Below are 17424 nucleotides of genomic sequence, written 5' to 3'. Positions count from 1 at the left end.
ATCTTAGTTCTCCTTTAGCACATATTCTTCGATAGCCCAGGCGACAGCTTCCTCATCATTGGTCATTGGAGTCACTACATTTGCGACTGCCTTGACTTCAGGAACAGCGTTTTGCATGGCAACACCGAGCCCTGCCCATTCAATCATAGAGAGGTCATTGGCCTCGTCACCACAGGCCATGACTTGGCTTTGGTCGATTCCAAGATGGCTGATTAGTTTTGCCAAACCTGTTGCTTTATGAACATTCTTTGGTGACCACTCTAGCAACATTTCTCGTGATTTAAAGATTTCATATTGGTCAAACAATTCTGGAGAAATCTTCTGAATGGCTGCATCCAAGGGTTCTTGAGCAAAGGCAGTCACGCATTTGTTGTAGGTCATTTGACTAGACAGGTCTTCAAAGTCAACTGGTACAAAAGTCAAAGCTGGATTGAATTTGGCATAAAGACTTTCTTGGTCCGATTGGATTTGATAAACAGTTCCTTCTGAGATGGCGTCAAGAGGAAGTGACAATTTCTCTGTTTCTTCATACAAACGTGCCACATCATCATATGAAAAGACTGTCTTATCAAGGATTTCACCTGTATTTTTCTGAACCAAACCACCATTAAAAGTAATGGTATACTCATCTTCGTGGCCGTCAGTCCCTAGCTCATGGAGAAAGAAATCCATAGCTTTTAAAGGACGGCCCGTTGTCAATACGACCTTGATACCACGATCACGCGCAGCTTTCAAGGTTGCCTTGGTCCGATCCGTCAGCCTTTTATCAGTAGTCAGCAAAGTCCCGTCCAAGTCCAATGCAATCAATTTTATATCTGCCATTATAAGCCCTCCATATAAGCTATAACCGACTGGTCTTTATGGTGACCAATCACAGTCTCTGCTAATTCTAAAATCTCTGGTCGTGCATTCTCAGGAGCTACAGGATGTCCCACAACCTGCATCATGTGCAAGTCATTTAGATTGTCTCCAAAAGCCATAACTTGACCCAGCGTGATACCAAGTTTTTTAGCCAATTCAACAATGGCCACTCCCTTATCGACATAGTCCAGAACAATATCAATAGATTCAAAGCCAGTTGTCATGGCCTTAACACCAGGAACGTTTTCGTTTACCCAAGCTTCTCCAACTTCCAACGTTTCTTCTGTGAAGTTGGTCGTAAATTTGAAAATGTCATCTGTAATATCTTCTAGACTCGCTACTTTTTGGATATTTTCATTATAGTGCTGGCTCTCTTTCAAATAGGTCTCATCAACCGTATCTAGCACATAAGAGCCCTTCTTACCCGTCAATAGCAATTTATTGATATCTACATAAGGTGACGTTTTCAGTTTTTCAAAAGTTGATAGATAAAACTCACGAGACATGGTCGCTTCATACAAGTCCTGACCTTGATATTCTACCAAACTGCCATTTTCCGCGATGAAAATAATGTCATCACGAACATCAGCAAATAATTTTTCTAGAGACAGAAATCCCCGACCCGAAGCTACCGCAAAGTAAATCCCTTTTTCCTTGTAGGAAGCTAAGAGAGACTTGAGGCGGTCCATATCAAAGCGCCCACTCCCATCTAGGAAGGTTCCGTCCATATCCGTTGCTACTAGTTTAATTGTCATCCTTCAATACTTTCTAAATCTTTTAACTTAACTGAAACAATTTTTGAGACACCTGATTCTTGCATGGTCACTCCATAGATAGAATCGGCCGCTGCCATGGTTCCCTTACGGTGGGTTACGACGATAAACTGGCTGTCCTTGTCAAAGCGGTTTAGGTAATCCCCAAAGCGTTTGACATTGGCTTCGTCCAGCGCAGCCTCCACTTCATCCAAGATAACAAACGGGATAGTCTTAACTCGAATGATAGAGAAAAGCAAAGCAAGAGCCGATAAGGCTTTTTCCCCACCACTCATGAGGTTGAGAGACTGAATTTTCTTACCTGGTGGTTGGACAGAAATCTCAACCCCAGCTGTCAGCAGGTCTCCCTCAGTCAAAATCAAGTCAGCCTGACCTCCGCCAAACATCTGCTTGAAGGTCACTTTAAAGGACTCACGAATAGCCTCAAAGGTTGATTTAAAGCGTTCCTTAACCTCATCATTCATCTCTGTGATAGTCTCAAGGAGCAGATTTTTCGCAGACAAAATATCATCTCGCTGACTATTTAGGAAATCCAGACGGTTGTGGACTTCTTCATACTGTTCAATAGCGTCTAAATTGACAGGCCCCAGTGAGCGAATAGCTTTCTCCAAATCCTTAACCTCTTGCTCTGCCAGATTGAGATTTTCCAACTCATGCGCCTTTTCAAGAGCTTCAGTATAGCTGATCTGGTACTGGTCTGTTAATTGACTTTGTAAATGACGCAAGCGCTCACTGACCTTTTCTTTCTTAGCCTCAGCACGTGTTTGCTTGCGAATCCACTCCTCATTCTGCTGGCGGGCCTGATCCAAATGACTGGCAATATCATCCAGCTGACCTTCTATATCATCCAATTCAAACTGCTTGCGAATCAAACCTTGTTGAAGGTTTGCTTTCTGAGTTTTAGCTTCTTCAGCCTGCTGACTGAGCAAATCCGTATCAACTTTCTCAAGATTGTCAACCTTTTCTTGAAGAAGGCGCTGAATTTCCTCTTGCTCAAGATTCAGGTTGTCCAATTCCTTGCCTAAACGCTCAATATCAGCTACTTCATAACGTTTTTGCCCTTGCAGTTCTGTCTTAAGCAAGCGAGCTTGCGCTACATCTTCCTGCAAGTTTTGATAGCGTTCTTGGATGGCGTTTTTGTTAGACTTAATCTCTTCAATCTCAGCTTCCAGATTTTGCTTGTCGCTGGAGATAGTAGTGAGGCGCTCTTGGCATTTTTCCTTATCCGCTTGCCAATCTCCGTCAGAAAGACGATTTAATTCCTCTTCTTGGAGTTTCCAAAGAGTTTCTAGCTCTTCAACTTGCTGACAAATCTGCTGATAAGCGAGGGACAAGCCCTGCTCCTGAATACGAGCCTGCTCTCCCTGAGATTTAATAGCTTCTAATGATTCAGTCAATCTAGCCATCTCATCTTGCAAGTTCTTCAAACTCTCTTCATCTTTACGCAAGCTTGCTTCTTCTTCAGCAATTTCTTTTTGTAATTGCTCCAGTTCTGGCTTGATGAAAATGCTATTATTCTGGCGATTAGCTCCACCTGCATAGGAACCACCTGTGCGCAACTCCGTTCCATCAAGAGTTACCATACGAACCTGATAACGAACTTGACGAGCTGCCGCACGCGCATGTTCTACATTATCAAAGATAGCCGTCGTAGCTAGCAAGTTCTTGAAAATGGCTTCCAGCCTAGTATTAAAAGTAACCAGCTCATCTGCCATCCCAAGGAAACCTGGACTTGAAGCGATAGCATCTTGATTCTGACTAGAAATCGTACGCGCCTTGATAGTCGTTAAAGGAAGGAAGGTTGCACGACCAGCTCTGTTTCGTTTAAGGAAATCAATCGCCTTGGTTGCCGCGTTCTCATCTTCTACGATGATATGCTGACTGCTGGCTCCAAGTGCAATCTCTAGAGCAGTTTGATAATACACATCAAAGGTCAGGTGCTCACTGACTGCCCCAATTATTCCACCAAGACGGTCTTTTTCTTGGAGGACACTCTTGACACCTGCATAAAAGTTACTATGATTTCTCAGGATATTTTCCAAACTTTGAGCTCTAGCCTGCTTGTTTTTGAGACTATCCAGACGGTCAAAGAGTTGACTTTGTTGAGTTTGATAGGAAGTTTTCTGCTCCTCTTGTTCCTTGGCACAGACTTGATAGTTAGCCAATAATTTCTGAACCTGCTCCTTGGCAGTTTCAAGCTCTTCTTTTTGCTGACTAGCCTTCTCTTTAGCTGTAGCCAGTTGTTCTTTCAGCTTTTCTAGTTGATCTGCTTGTTTTTGAGAAAGCTGACGGATATTTTCCAACTCATTCTCGATACGGGTCAACTGGTTTGAGACATCCGCTTCTTCTTGTAAAAGAGCTACAAAGCGTTCACGTAGAAGTTCAATCATCTGATCAGGATCATCTGAAAAAGCCAGTAATTCAGCCTCTAATCGATTGAGTTTTTGATTATTTTGGACTAGATTTTCCTCTAATTGTGCCAAGTTAGCTTCTTTTTCAGCCTTTTCCTGACTTAGAGCATTTCTCTTATCCTCCAAAGCAGCCAAACGAGCTTGTGCTTCCTGTTGATTCAGGGCTACTTGCTCGGACTCTAGTTTCGATAGGGCTAATTTTCTCTCTAAATCACTAATCAGACTGGTCAAATCCATCAAACTGCCCTGATCTTTGGACATTTCAGCCTGTAAATCTTGGCGTTGCTTTTTAAGAGTTTGATTTTCTTCTTCTAATTTTTCACGCTTTTGGTAATAACTAGTCAAGAATTCCTGAACCTGAGCCAACTCTTCTTCTGTCGACTCTAGTTCAGCCTTATTATCCTTGATTTGAGCAACCAAAACATCTAAATAAATGGCCTTACGTTGACCATCCAAGTCTAGAAACTTACGGGCATTCTCAGCTTGTTTCTCAAGAGGCTTGATTTGATTATCTAACTCGTAGATAATATCCTCTAAGCGGTCTAGATTATCCTGAGTTTGCTGTAGTTTACTCTCTGTTTCTTTTCTACGAGTCTTGTATTTCAAAACTCCTGCAGCTTCTTCGAAAATAGCACGGCGTTCTTCAGGCTTGGAGTTGAAAATCTCCTCAACCTTCCCTTGGGAAATGATAGAAAAGGAATCTCGTCCCAAACCTGTATCCAAGAAAAGGTCATGAATATCACGCAGACGGACTTTCTTGCCATCAATCTTGTATTCGCTATCTCCACTACGGTAGATATGGCGTTCTACCCTGATTTCTTGACCAGCGTCCTTGATAAATCCGTCATGATTATCCAGAGTCACAATTACAGAAGCATAATTGAGCGGTTTGCGACTCTCTGTTCCGGCAAAGATGACATCTGGCATCTTACCACCACGGAGACTCTTGACACTAGACTCCCCCAAGGCCCAACGTAGACTTTCTGTAATATTCGACTTTCCAGATCCATTGGGTCCAACGACTGCCGTCACACCTTGGTCAAAGACGACCTTGGTCTTGTCAGCAAAAGACTTGAATCCCTGAATTTCGATTTCCTTTAAATACATGAATCCAGCCCTTTCTCAACGGCATTTTTGGCAGCTTCCTGCTCTGCTAATTTCTTAGAACGACCTTGACCTTGACCAATACTCTTGCCTTCAACAAGAACTTCTACATCAAAGACCTTATCGTGAGCAGGACCCGTTTCAGAAATCACCTGATAACGAATAGCCACATCTCCATTGACTTGAAGTAACTCTTGGAGATGGGTTTTGTAGTCTGTAATCATCTCAAACTCGCCTGCTTCAACCTTAGGAATCATGACTTGGTAGATAAATTCCTTGACCTTGGCCACATCCTTGTCCAAAAGGAGGGCACCAAGAAAGGCTTCGAAGGCATCACCAAGAATGGTATCACGATTGCGCCCACCAGACTTTTCTTCTCCCTTACCCAGCTTGATAAACTGATCAAACTGGCAGTCACGCGCAAAACCAGCCAAACTCTCCTCACGGACAATCATGGCACGGAGTTTAGACAAGTCCCCTTCAGGCTTTTTAGGATATTTTTTATACAGATATTCTGAAATCAATAACTGTAGAACAGCGTCTCCTAAAAATTCCAAGCGTTCATTGTGTGAAATTTTTAAGAGGCGGTGCTCATTGGCATAACTCGTATGAGTAAAGGCAGTTTCCAGTAACTTTTTGTCTGCAAATTCGATTGCAAAATGGTTCTTTAGTACAGTTTGTAATTCTTTCATACCAACCTCTTTCTAACTGATAACAGTCCTTTTTATTATATCAAAAAAAGCCCCCTGAGTCACTTTAAAACGGGACTGGAGGAGATTTGAGTATTCATTGAAATGAGATTTTCAGTTTTAGTGGCAAATTTGAGGCAGGATAAATAAAAAGCCCTATTTAAAGGCTTTTTTAGGATATTTACATCCACCCTGAGGGAATCGAACCCCCATCTCAAGAACCGGAATCTTACGTGATATCCATTACACTAAGGGTGGAAACTTGTTTTATTATAACAGAAATTTGCTCTAATAACAAGTTTTTTTCTGGCCATATAGCCCGTCTTAGTGGGAAGCATCCCCATTCCAGATAGAGTTTTTCACGATCACATAATCAACGTGTTTAAGGTCAGCAACCTGACGTCCACCCGCATACGAAATGGCACTTTGAAGGTCTTGTTCCATCTCAGTTAAAGTGTCTTGCAAATGACCTTTAGCAGGAAGCAAGATGCGTTTGCCCTCCACGTTTTTGTAGGCTCCTTTTTGATATTGTGAAGCTGAACCGTAGTATTCTTTGAACTGTTCACCATCAACTTCAATCGTTTTTCCTGGACTTTCGATATGTCCTGCAAAGAGGGAACCAATCATAACCATGCTAGCACCGAAACGGATAGACTTGGCAATATCGCCGTGAGTACGAATCCCTCCATCAGCGATAATAGGTTTACGTGCAGCCTTGGCACACCAGCGTAGAGCAGCCAACTGCCAACCACCTGTACCAAAACCAGTCTTAACCTTGGTGATACAAACCTTACCAGGACCGATTCCGACCTTAGTGGCATCCGCACCAGCATTCTCCAATTCACGCACAGCTTCTGGTGTTCCAACATTTCCAGCAATAACAAAAGTATCTGGCAATTCTTTCTTGATGTGTTGAATCATAGAAATCACGCTATCTGCATGACCATGAGCAATGTCAATCGTGATGTATTCTGGAGCATCAGCCTTGAGCTGGCTAACAAAATCATACTCATAGTCCTTAACACCGACAGAAATAGAAGCAATGAGCCCTTGATCGTGCATGCGTTTGATAAAAGGAATGCGTCCTGCTTCATCAAAACGGTGCATAATGTAGAAGTAACCCCCTTTAGCCAGTTGCTCTGATACATTTTCATCTAAAATCGTCTGCATATTAGCTGGCACCACAGGTAGTTTAAAGGTGTGATTTCCTAGAGTGACACTTGTATCCGCTTCTGCACGGCTTTTAATAACACATTTATTTGGAATCAATTGAATATCTTCGTAATCAAAAATTGGAAATTCATTTAACATATCGATGTCTCGTTTCTTTTATAATGACCTACCTATGCTTGCGCATCTCTACGCCTTTTTCCGACGTTTCCTTGATTTATTATAAACTAAAGTACAGTTTTTGTCAAATCATTTTATAAATTGAAATATATTGTTCGGATTTTGTTGCATGAACAACAAAAGAAAGAGGAGAGATTATTTTCTCCCCACTTCTTCTACTACATCCTAATAATACTCACCCTGACGGTAGTCCCATGAGTTAAAGGTATCTGACAGGTGCATCATGATTTTATCAATGTCAAGCCCTTTACGGATAACGACTGGTGCTGGTGAAGTTGAACGTGCTCCTCCTTGTTCTGGGATGAGTTTGCCGTCTTTATCGACCATAGAGACCATCACACCTTGCTCGTAGCGAGTTTCAATCGTTTTGTCTGGTTGGATAGAAGCTACATAGTCGTCTGCCTCGATAACAAGGTCAACTGCCCCTTCGATCCGTTCTCCGATACCTTCTACCTTACCACGGTTACCTTTTCCAGATGGGTTTGCAGATGAGGCATAGACCATCTTGCCTTCTTCCCAAAGTTTGGCAGCTAATTGTTCACCAGCTTTCCCAAACTTGATAACGAAACAGCTCGTTCCACGCACATCAGTCATCAGTTCTTCACGGCCATCACCGTATGCTTTGAGTTTTTCAAAGGCTTCTGGTTTCCAAGGAAGGATGCAACCGAGAAGAATATCTTCGTCCCAATGTTTTTGGTAGAAAGCTTCAATTTCTGGGTTGAGTTGTGCTAAAGCGCGAAGCTCATCCATGCTACCACAGAGAACCACTCCTGGTTTATTACGGTTACGTTCTTTAGCTTCAAACTTGCGTTCAAGTCCTGCCTTGTCACTAGTCATGATGATGTAGCCAACTTTTGTAGGACAAACGATACATCCGCCCTCACCTTTTAAAATATCATAGCCTTCTTGTGAAAGTGTTCCCTTCCATTGAATGTGTTTTGTCATAGTTCTATTTCCTTTTCTATTTTTCTTCTAATCCTGCCAGTAGGCTGGTCGTTGTTTTTCATAAGCAGCAATCAAATCTTCATACTGCAATGTAATACCGATATCATCCAAACCATTTAAGAGCTTGTGTTTCCACTCGCTATCGATTTCGAAAGTGAATTCTCCAACTGGTGAGATGATTTTTTGTTGTTCCAAGTCCACAGTTACCTGATCAGTTGGTTTCAAGTGGGCTAGTTTCTCTCTAACCTCTCTGGGCTGAACAATGGGCAACATGCCATTATTGAGTTCATTATTGTAATGAATATCCCCAAAAGACCCTGCAATCACGACCTTAAAACCATAGTCTGCTAAGGCCCAAGCTGCATGTTCCCTCGAAGAACCTGCTCCAAAGTTATCCCCTGAGATAAGAATACTGGCTTTACGATATTCAGGCCGGTTAAAGACAAAGTCAGGATCCTCAGTATAGAGATCATCCAGATAACGCCAAGCATACATGAGGTACTTACCAAAGCCTTTTTTATCAATTAACTTTAGAAACTGCTTGGGTAGGATTTGGTCGGTGTCAATATTATCATTCATAAGAGGAACGGTCGTTCCCGTATAAACTGTAAATTTCTCCATATCCTCTCCTTACTGGGCTTCTGGCATTTGCCGAACATCTACGAATCGCCCTGCAATAGCTGCTGCAGCTGCCATGGCTGGACTGCAGAGATGGGTCTTAGCGCCAAAACCTTGTCTGTCTTCAAAGTTTCGATTGCTGGTTGAGGCACAGTGAACACCATCTGGAACCTTGTCAGGATTCATCCCTAGGCACATAGAGCAACCTGGGTCTCTCCACTCAAAGCCAGCATCTAGGAAGACCTTGTCCAAGCCCAACTTCTCAGCAGCACGTTTCACAGGACGAGAGCCCGGAACCACGATAGCCGTTAAATTAGGAGCAATTTTCTTTCCTTTGACAAATCGAGCCGCCAGTTGCAAATCACTGAGACGAGCATTGGTACATGAACCAATAAAGATATATCCTAGTTCAATATCAGCTGGCTTTTGACCAGGCTCCAAGTCCATGTAATTGTAGGCGCGCTCATCATTCATATCCTTAATTTCTGGGAAACTACTGTCAAAGTCAACCCCCATAGCAGGATTGGTCCCCCAAGTCACCATGGGAGCTAGGTCTGAGACATCCATCCGGATAACTTTATCGTAAACAGCATCATCATCACTGACAATTGTTTTCCAATCCGCCACAGCCTCTTCGAAGTCCTCTGGAACACACTCGCGTCCCTTGAGATAATCATAGGTGGTTTGATCTGGATTCATGATTCCCATCTTAGATCCAAACTCGATGGACATATTGCAGATGGTCATTCGCTCTTCCATACTTAGTGCATCAATCGCTTGCCCACGATATTCCACCACATAGCCAACACCACAGGCAACTCCATACTTGGCAATCAAGGCGAGAATATAATCCTTAGAATAAACTCCTTTTTGAGGAACACCAGTGAATTCCACCAGCATTTTCTTGGGTTTGACCTGCCAGATGGTCTGTGTCGCAAAGACATGCTCAACTTCACTGGTCCCAATTCCAAAGGCGATAGCTCCGAAAGCCCCGTGGGTTGCCGTATGGCTATCTCCACAGACGATGAATTTTCCTGGTTGGGTCCGTCCTGTCTCTGGACCAACCATATGAACGATTCCTTGTTTCTCAGAACCATGGGCCGCATGTTCGATCCCGAATTCCTCAACATTTTCAGCCAGTTTATCAATTTGAGCCTTAGAAATCACATCTCGAATATCGTAAATATTGATCGTCGGGACATTGTGGTCAAAGGTTCCAAATGTCAAGTCTGGTCGTCTCAATCTGCGACCTGCGTCTCGCAGTCCTTGAAAAGCCTGAGGACTGGTCACTTCATGAATATAGTGCTGGTCCACATACATGAGTTGGGGCTGCCCCTCTTCTCCTGTGATGACATGACGGTCCCATAATTTATCAAAAATCGATTTTCCTGCCATCCATTACCTCCAAATAAAATATAAGGCTACTAGTGTAGACACCATTCCGAGAAACCAAACTGTTTTAAAGTACCATTTTCTAGTCTTGTGATGAAAAATGATTCCTGCTAGCCAGGCACCAAAGCCACCACAAGTAAAGGCTAAAATGAGTAAGATTTTCTCTGGGATGCGCCATGCTCTTCTCCTTGCCTTAGATTTGTCAATGCCATAAGTCAAGAAAACCATAACATTCCAAATCAAGAGGGCAAGAGTAATTTTTTCGTCTAACTTCATAACCTTGCAATAATAGCTTCTGTCATTTCCTTGGTCGAAGCCTGACCTCCTATATCTCTCGTTAAAATTCCTGCTGCCAAACTGGCTTCTACTGCACGTTCGATACGCTCTGCATCCTCATAACGTCCAAAACTGTCTCTCAACATCATGGCCACTGATAAAATCATGGAGATAGGATTAGCAATTCCTTGTCCTGCAATATCAGGCGCTGAACCATGAATGGGTTCATAGAGGCTTGGACCCTTTTCAGAATGACTGGCTGATGGCATAACTCCAAGTGTGCCAGATAAGACGCTTGATTCATCAGATAGAATATCTCCGAAAAGATTCTCTGTCACGATAACATCAAACTTGGCAGGATTGGTAATCATGAGCATGGCAGCTGAGTCGACTAGCTGGTGCTCCAAGGTTACATCTGGAAAATCCTGCGCGACTTCCTCAGCTACTTTTCGCCAGAGTTTTGAGGTCGCTAAAACATTTTGCTTATCGATGCTGGTAAGGATTTTTCTGCGATTTCTTGCGATTTCAAAGGCCTTGCGAATAATCCGCTCCACTTCCTCATAGCTATAGTCGTTGATATCACGCGCTTTTCGCTCTTCAAGGATATGGTCCCCAAAGTAAATCCCGCCTGTCAACTCACGCACCACGACAAAGTCTACACCAGCAATTCGTTCTGCTTTGAGTGGTGACAAATGTTTAAGACTGTCAAAGATTTTTACAGGGCGAATATTGGCATAGAGATTGAGTTCCTTACGGAGAGCTAGCAGACCTTGTTCAGGGCGAACCGCTGCTCCATCATACTGAGGACTACCGATAGCCGCTAGAAGAATGGCATCTGCTTCTCTACATGCCTTGAGGGTTTCATCAGGTAAGGGATGCCCTGCAGCATCGATACCTGCACCTCCGAAAGGTCGTCTATCAATCTCATAGTCAAAACCTGTTTTTTCAGCTAGAGCCTCCAGAACTTCTAAACCAGCCTCCATGATTTCTGGGCCAATTCCGTCCCCTGCTAGAGCTACTATTTTCTTTGTCATAGCATTCTCCTTTACACACTAGGCATGTCACGATAGGAAACACTGTGCCCTATCTCACCAGCATTCTCTTTTTGAACAAATGTATTAGCATTGATGTAGGCAATAGCCGAAGCCTTCAGTACATCGAAATCAAGACCTGCTGCATTAAAGATGGTTTCTGTATCTCTGTTTTCAACAGTTACCAAGACCCGAGCTTGGGCATCAATTCCATCTGTCACAGCGTCAATAGTATAGGACACCAAGCGGACGGATTGATTAAAGAACTTGTCGATAGCGTTGAAGATTGCCTCAACAGAGCCTTGCCCTGTCGCATTAAATTCGACCTTCTCATCATCCATATTGGCTAGGCTAACGAGCGCTTCAATGTCATTGTCTGCATGAGTTTGAAGTTGTAAATCATCAAAGTGGAAGCCTTCTGGGTTTTCAACCATAGTTCCAGCGACCAGCGCACGAATATCTGCATCTGTGATTTCTTGTTTCTTATCGGCCAGAGTCTTGAACTTAGCAAAGAGTGGTTTGATGTCCTCTTCTGTAAAATCTAGGGCCAGTTCTCTTAGTTTCTCAACAAAGGCATGACGACCTGACAATTTTCCAAGTGGAAGGCTATTACTCTTAACTCCAACCAATTCAGGTGTGATAATCTCATAAGTAAGAGGATTTTTAAGGACTCCGTCTTGGTGAATACCAGATTCGTGAGAAAAGGCATTGCCACCAACGACGGCCTTGTTTTTAGGAACTGAAATACCAGAGAAGCGAGAAACCATTTCAGAAGTATTGATGGTTTCATTTAAAACAATACTGGTCTCTGCTTGGTAGTAATTTTGTCGAATATTGAGAGCCACTGCAATTTCTTCCAAAGCAGCATTTCCTGCTCGCTCCCCAATACCGTTGATAGTTCCTTCGACACGTCCTGCCCCATTTTTGACAGCGGCAAGGCTATTGGCAACTGCCATTCCAAGGTCATCGTGGCAGTGAGGTGAATAGACAATCTGACGATCTGTCTTAACATTCTCAATCAGGTGTTTGAAGATAGCACCGTACTCTTCTGGAGTGGTGAATCCAACCGTGTCAGGGATATTGATATAAGACGCCCCCGCATCTACCGCAGTTTGAACAACTTGCAAGAGGAAATCCAACTCTGTTCGGGTCGCATCCTCAGGAGAGAATTCAACCACTTCAAACTTAGAACGGGCATAAGAAACATGCTCCTTGATAGCTTCCAAAATCTCTTCCTTACTCTTATTAAGCTTATACTTGCGGTGAATCGGACTAGTAGCAATAAAAACGTGAACCTGTGGATACTTGGCATCCTTTAGGGCCTCATAACAAGCATCGATATCAGACTTGACCGAACGTGCCAAACCAGTCACCGCTGTTTTCTTCAAGACCTTAGCAATCTCCTGCACTGCCGTAAATGAGTCTGGACTAGCCGCCGGAAAACCAGCTTCAATGGCTGAAATACCCCATTTCTCCAGCTGTCTTGCTATGGCAATTTTTTCTTTAATTGAAAAGTTAACACCTGGTGTCTGCTCACCATCTCGAAGGCTAGTATCTAGAAATTCAACTGTTCTCATAAGATTTCCCCGTTTCTAAATTCGGTTTTAAAAAAACATCTCGCTCGGAGTTCCAAGCGAGATGTTGATTCACTCCCGCTTGGTAAGCCAAACAGGACTAATGCTTTTGCACTAGCCCGAGTACCTCAACAACAAAGCAAATTGATTAAACTTAGCTGTTTTCATGTTTGACTTTCTCCTTCGTTTGATATCTTGTTTAGTATTTTAGCATAGGAAAAAACACATGTCAAGAAAAAATCCAATATTTTCTGAAAATTTCTTCAGTAAAGAATATTTTGCTAATTGAAAGTTCTTGAAATGTTTCATTTTTTAATAGTTAAATTCCAACTTCTTTCTATCAATTCCAGTACTTCTTCATCTGATAAAGTATCATCAAGCGCCACACTTATCCAATAGCGCTTATTCATATGAAAGGCTGGATAAATGCCCTTGTGTGAAAGCAAATCAGCTACTTGGTCATGTTTGAGATTGACTGCTTCCACTTGCCCTTCTCTGCCCTTTTCCAGCTTATTCCAAGAAATTTTCATCAAAACAGCATACCACTTTTTATTGCCTTCATGTCTTAACACTGCCGTATCAGGCGATTTCTCCCACAGATACTCCAACTGATTACCATATTTTTCCTGAACTTGAGTCATGATTCGCTTAGTCTGAGGATAGATAAAATCTTGCACATCAAAACAAGCCTTCCGAATCTGGTAAAGAATCTCCAGACAAGCCTCACGGACATTTCCGACAAAACTTCCTCTCATACTTTCCATATGGACTTGAGGATAGAGGTCACCCGTTTCCTGGTCAAAGACTTGAAAGCTCACATTATCAACAGTAATGGATACAGTCATGACAAAGTCTCCATCCAAAATCTGGAAACTATAGGTCCAGACTCCACTATTTTCTATAAAACCATAAGCATGAGCCTTTTCTTGATTAAATTGATAGGATTTAAAAATTTCAAACATAAGCGAAAACTGCTACCCAAAGCTAGCAGTTCCTTTCTATTTTTTAAAAGACAACCTTGGTTCCATGCAATTGTGTCACACCCAGCTGGTCGATAAAGGTCTGACGGTTGCCAAGGTCAATCCCCCCACCTGGTAGAATTTCAATTTTATCTTTAGCATGTTCTAAAATTCTGTGATAGTGAGCAAAACGTTTGTCTAGAGAGTCGCCAGATACACCAGCGCGAGTCAGGATGCGGGTGACACCAGCTTGACTGAGCCAGTCAATTGCCTCCAACTGGTCTTCATCACTCAATTCATCAAAGGCCATGTGGAAGACAATTTCCATTCCTTTTGATGCAGCAATCAGCTTCTCCAGATTAGCTTTATCCAACTTCTTCTCAGCAGTTAAAACCCCAAATACAACCCCTTGACTTCCAGCCTGCGCAGTCAATCGAATGTCTTCTAGCATGATAGCTATTTCAAGATCATTATAGACAAAATCGCCACCACGTGGACGAATCATAGTCATAATGGTCGTATCGTAGTTAGCTGCCAGTTCAACCGCTGCCTTGGTAACTCCATAGCTAGGTGTTGTTCCACCAACTACTAGATTATCACAGAGTTCGATTCGGCGAGCTCCAGCCTGCATCGCTTTTTCAAGCAAGGTCACATTTTCAGCACAAAATTCGTAAATCATTTGATTCTCCTTGAAAATTACTTTAAATTTATTATATCATATTGTTGTAAATATGTTTTCAATTTTATCAAGGGAAATAGTTACAAATTTTACTTATTCTTTGTCTGGAATGACCTTAAAGAGATAATAGGTGATAAAGATGGTCAAAGCTCCCAGACCTATTTTGACCGGCAAAAGAGGCGCAAAGTAAATGGAAATTCCCATCAAGATGTAGATAGATACGATGATTTTTTTCTTACGTTCACGCGCAATGGACTTGGTTTCCCGAAAATCAGCTACATATGCTTGATAGAGCTTGGTATGGTAAAGCCAATCTTCGAAACGCTTGGAACTTCTGGAGAAACAAGCAATAGACAGTAAAAGAAAAGGTGTTGTAGGCAACAAGGGCAAAACAACCCCAACAATAGCCAAGGCCAGTGATAAAAAACCAATTATTAGATAAATAAGACGCATAACTTCTCCTAATTAAAATAATCTTCTTCTAGTTTCGCATACAATGATGAATTTTGTCAAGTTCTAACCAAAAAGAGCCTGAAATTCACTTTCAGGACTCTCCTCTTATTTAATCTTTTCTTCTTCGTAGTCGCCATTGCTACAAACAACCTGCTTGCCACCACCACGAACTTTTTTCTCCATAAGGAAATTGCCACATTTTGGACAGTCACGACCAACAGGCTTGTCCCAAGAGGTAAATTCACATTCTGGATAGCGATTGCAACCATAGAAAAGTCGGTTACGTTTGGTTTTACGCTCAATGATTTGACCTTGATGACAGCTTGGACACTCAACACCAATTTCTTTCACGATTGCTTGGGTATGACGGCAATCTGGGAAATTGCTACAAGCGTAGAACTTGCCAAAACGACCAAGTTTAATAACCATTGGACTGCCACACACTTCACAGTCAAATCCAGCTGGCTCATCCTTAATTTGGATTTTTTCCATTTCTTCTTCAGCCTTGGCGACTTCTTTAGAGAATGGTTTGTAAAAGGCGTCAATGACACGTTGCCACTGCTCTTTTCCGACTTCTACGTCATCCAGTTTGCCTTCCATTTCAGCTGTGAAGGTCACGTTTACGATATCTGGGAAATATTCAACGATGAGCTTGTTAACAATTTCTCCCAACTCTGTTGGTTCAAAGCGTTTGGCTGCAAGGCGAACATAGTAACGTTTCTGAATGGTTTCAATGGTTGGTGCGTAGGTTGACGGACGGCCAACCCCATTTTCCTCCAAGGTCTTGATCAGTGTCGCTTCGGAATAACGAGCAGGCGGTTGTGTGAAATGTTGCTCTGGTTTGCTATTGACCTGCTTGACCATATCTCCAACAGCCATATCTGGTAACATCTTATTCTTATCAGAATCATTATAAATGGCAAGATAACCATCAAACTTAACCTGACTACCATTGGCAGCAAATTGAACTCCATTTTGAGACAATTTAACAGCCATGGTATCAAAGACAGCAGCTGTCATCTGGCTCGCCACAAAACGATTCCAGATAAGGGTATAAAGCTTGAGCTGATCCTTGTCCAGATACTTAGCGATGCTTTCGGGTGTATTAAATACACTAGATGGGCGAATAGCCTCATGGGCATCCTGAGCACCGGAAGCATTTTTGACCTTGCTACCATGCTTAGAGTACTTGCTACCAAAACGGTCCGTAATGAAGCTTGCTGCTTCGTTCTGTGCCACTGGACTGATACGAGTCGAATCGGTACGCATATAGGTAATCAAACCTTGCACCCCAGACCCAATATTAATCCCTTCATAGAGCTGTTGGGCAACCATCATGGTCTTTCGAGTACGGAAATTGATTTTATTAGCCGCATCCATCTGCATAGATGAAGTGGTATAAGGTAAAGGAGCATTGCGTTTGCGCTCTTTCTTATCCACCTGATCCACTGAAAAATCTTTACCAGTCAGACGAGACAGAACTTCCTTAACATCATCGTTGCTAGTCAGTTTTAACTTTTTGCCATCTACTCCATAGAAAGCAGCCTGGAATTGCTTGGTTCCCTTTTTAAAAACAGCATCAATTGTCCAGTATTCTTCTGGCTGGAAGGCATTTATTTCATTCTCACGATCAATGATGAGTTTAAGGGCAATGGACTGTACGCGCCCTGCTGATAAGCCCTTCTTAACCTTCTTCCACAAAATAGGCGAAATCGAATACCCTACCAAGCGGTCCAAGACCCGACGAGCCTGTTGGGCATCGACCAAGTCCATATCAATCTTGCGCGGTTCTTTAAAAGCATTTTTGACCGCATCCTTGGTAATTTCATTGAACACCACACGGTTGGCATCATTTTCATCCAAGTTGAGAATATGGGCCAAATGCCAAGAAATCGCTTCTCCTTCACGGTCCGGGTCACTCGCCAGAAAGACTTTATTAGCTTTTTTAGCTTCTTTTTTCAAGTCATTGATGAGAGGACCTTTTCCTCGGATATTGATATATTGCGGTTCATAATTATTTTCAATATCGACGGACATACTGGATTTCTTCAAATCACGGATATGCCCGACACTGGCTAAAACCTTGTAGTTTCTGCCTAGATATTTCTCAATCGTTTTCGCCTTAGCAGGCGACTCCACGATGACTAGATTTTTTTTAACTGTTGATTTTTTCTTTTTTGTTGCCGTAGCCACAGTATCACACCTTTTCAAAGTAATAAACTTTATAAAGTGTAAACCATTTTGCCATAACTGTCAAGACTTAGCTACTATATATAGAAGAAAAGTTTGTCCAGTAAGCGGACTTTCTT

The 17424-nt window shown here is 42.4% G+C and carries 15 protein-coding genes and 1 tRNA gene; all 16 read right to left on the bottom strand.

The annotated features are described in order from the left end of the window. Positions 1-3: 3 nt before the first annotated feature. The 16 genes from AXK38_04610 to AXK38_04535 all read right to left on the bottom strand — a co-directional run bounded on the left by AXK38_04610 (position 4) and on the right by AXK38_04535 (position 17308). Complete coding sequence (locus tag AXK38_04610; protein ID AMH88567.1) at positions 4-822, bottom strand: haloacid dehalogenase; 819 nt, start codon at positions 820-822, stop codon at positions 4-6. Beyond that, positions 822-1616, bottom strand: coding sequence for a haloacid dehalogenase (locus tag AXK38_04605; GenBank protein AMH88566.1), 795 nt, complete (start codon positions 1614-1616; stop codon positions 822-824). Before AXK38_04605 ends, AXK38_04610 begins: the two co-directional genes overlap by 1 nt. Continuing rightward, complete coding sequence (locus tag AXK38_04600; GenBank protein AMH88565.1) at positions 1613-5152, bottom strand: chromosome segregation protein SMC; 3540 nt, start codon at positions 5150-5152, stop codon at positions 1613-1615. Before AXK38_04600 ends, AXK38_04605 begins: the two co-directional genes overlap by 4 nt. Further along, the gene (locus tag AXK38_04595; protein ID AMH88564.1) at positions 5143-5841 is read right to left on the bottom strand and encodes a ribonuclease III; all 699 of its coding nucleotides are present in this window, start codon (positions 5839-5841) and stop codon (positions 5143-5145) included. The genes AXK38_04600 and AXK38_04595 overlap by 10 nt, the downstream gene beginning before the upstream one ends. A 183-nt stretch (positions 5842-6024) precedes the next feature. Next, positions 6025-6096, bottom strand: a tRNA-Arg gene (locus AXK38_04590). Positions 6097-6162: 66 nt separating this feature from the next. Beyond that, complete coding sequence (locus AXK38_04585; GenBank protein ID AMH88563.1) at positions 6163-7149, bottom strand: guanosine monophosphate reductase; 987 nt, start codon at positions 7147-7149, stop codon at positions 6163-6165. Between the two features lie 204 nt (positions 7150-7353). Continuing rightward, positions 7354-8133 carry a translation factor (SUA5) gene (locus AXK38_04580; protein AMH88562.1) on the bottom strand — a complete coding sequence of 260 codons (780 nt, stop codon included), beginning with the start codon at positions 8131-8133 and terminating at the stop codon, positions 7354-7356. A gap of 27 nt (positions 8134-8160) precedes the next feature. After that, positions 8161-8754, bottom strand: a complete 594-nt coding sequence (locus tag AXK38_04575; GenBank protein ID AMH88561.1) for an isopropylmalate isomerase — start codon at positions 8752-8754, stop codon at positions 8161-8163. A gap of 9 nt (positions 8755-8763) precedes the next feature. Next, on the bottom strand, positions 8764-10146 hold the full coding sequence (locus tag AXK38_04570) for an isopropylmalate isomerase (GenBank protein ID AMH88560.1): 1383 nt from the start codon (positions 10144-10146) through the stop codon (positions 8764-8766). 3 nt (positions 10147-10149) lie between these two features. Beyond that, entirely contained in the window at positions 10150-10419 is a 270-nt protein-coding gene (locus AXK38_04565) for a hypothetical protein (protein AMH88559.1), read from the bottom strand. Beyond that, positions 10416-11453: a 3-isopropylmalate dehydrogenase gene (locus AXK38_04560; GenBank protein ID AMH88558.1), complete on the bottom strand. Its 1038-nt coding sequence runs from the start codon at positions 11451-11453 to the stop codon at positions 10416-10418. Before AXK38_04560 ends, AXK38_04565 begins: the two co-directional genes overlap by 4 nt. An 11-nt stretch (positions 11454-11464) precedes the next feature. Further along, on the bottom strand, positions 11465-13027 hold the full coding sequence (locus AXK38_04555; protein ID AMH88557.1) for a 2-isopropylmalate synthase: 1563 nt from the start codon (positions 13025-13027) through the stop codon (positions 11465-11467). A gap of 302 nt (positions 13028-13329) precedes the next feature. Beyond that, positions 13330-13986: an MmcQ family protein gene (locus AXK38_04550; protein ID AMH88556.1), complete on the bottom strand. Its 657-nt coding sequence runs from the start codon at positions 13984-13986 to the stop codon at positions 13330-13332. A gap of 43 nt (positions 13987-14029) precedes the next feature. Next, entirely contained in the window at positions 14030-14662 is a 633-nt protein-coding gene (locus tag AXK38_04545; protein AMH88555.1) for a copper homeostasis protein CutC, read from the bottom strand. 93 nt (positions 14663-14755) lie between these two features. Further along, positions 14756-15115, bottom strand: a complete 360-nt coding sequence (locus tag AXK38_04540; protein AMH88554.1) for a hypothetical protein — start codon at positions 15113-15115, stop codon at positions 14756-14758. A gap of 105 nt (positions 15116-15220) precedes the next feature. Next, a complete protein-coding gene (locus tag AXK38_04535; GenBank protein AMH88553.1) occupies positions 15221-17308 on the bottom strand; it encodes a DNA topoisomerase I in 2088 nt (695 codons plus the stop codon). Positions 17309-17424 lie beyond the last annotated feature (116 nt).

The organism is Streptococcus mitis (assembly GCA_001560895.1).
Classification (GTDB): domain Bacteria; phylum Bacillota; class Bacilli; order Lactobacillales; family Streptococcaceae; genus Streptococcus; species Streptococcus mitis_Q.
This window is presented reverse-complemented; position numbering and strand designations above follow the sequence as displayed.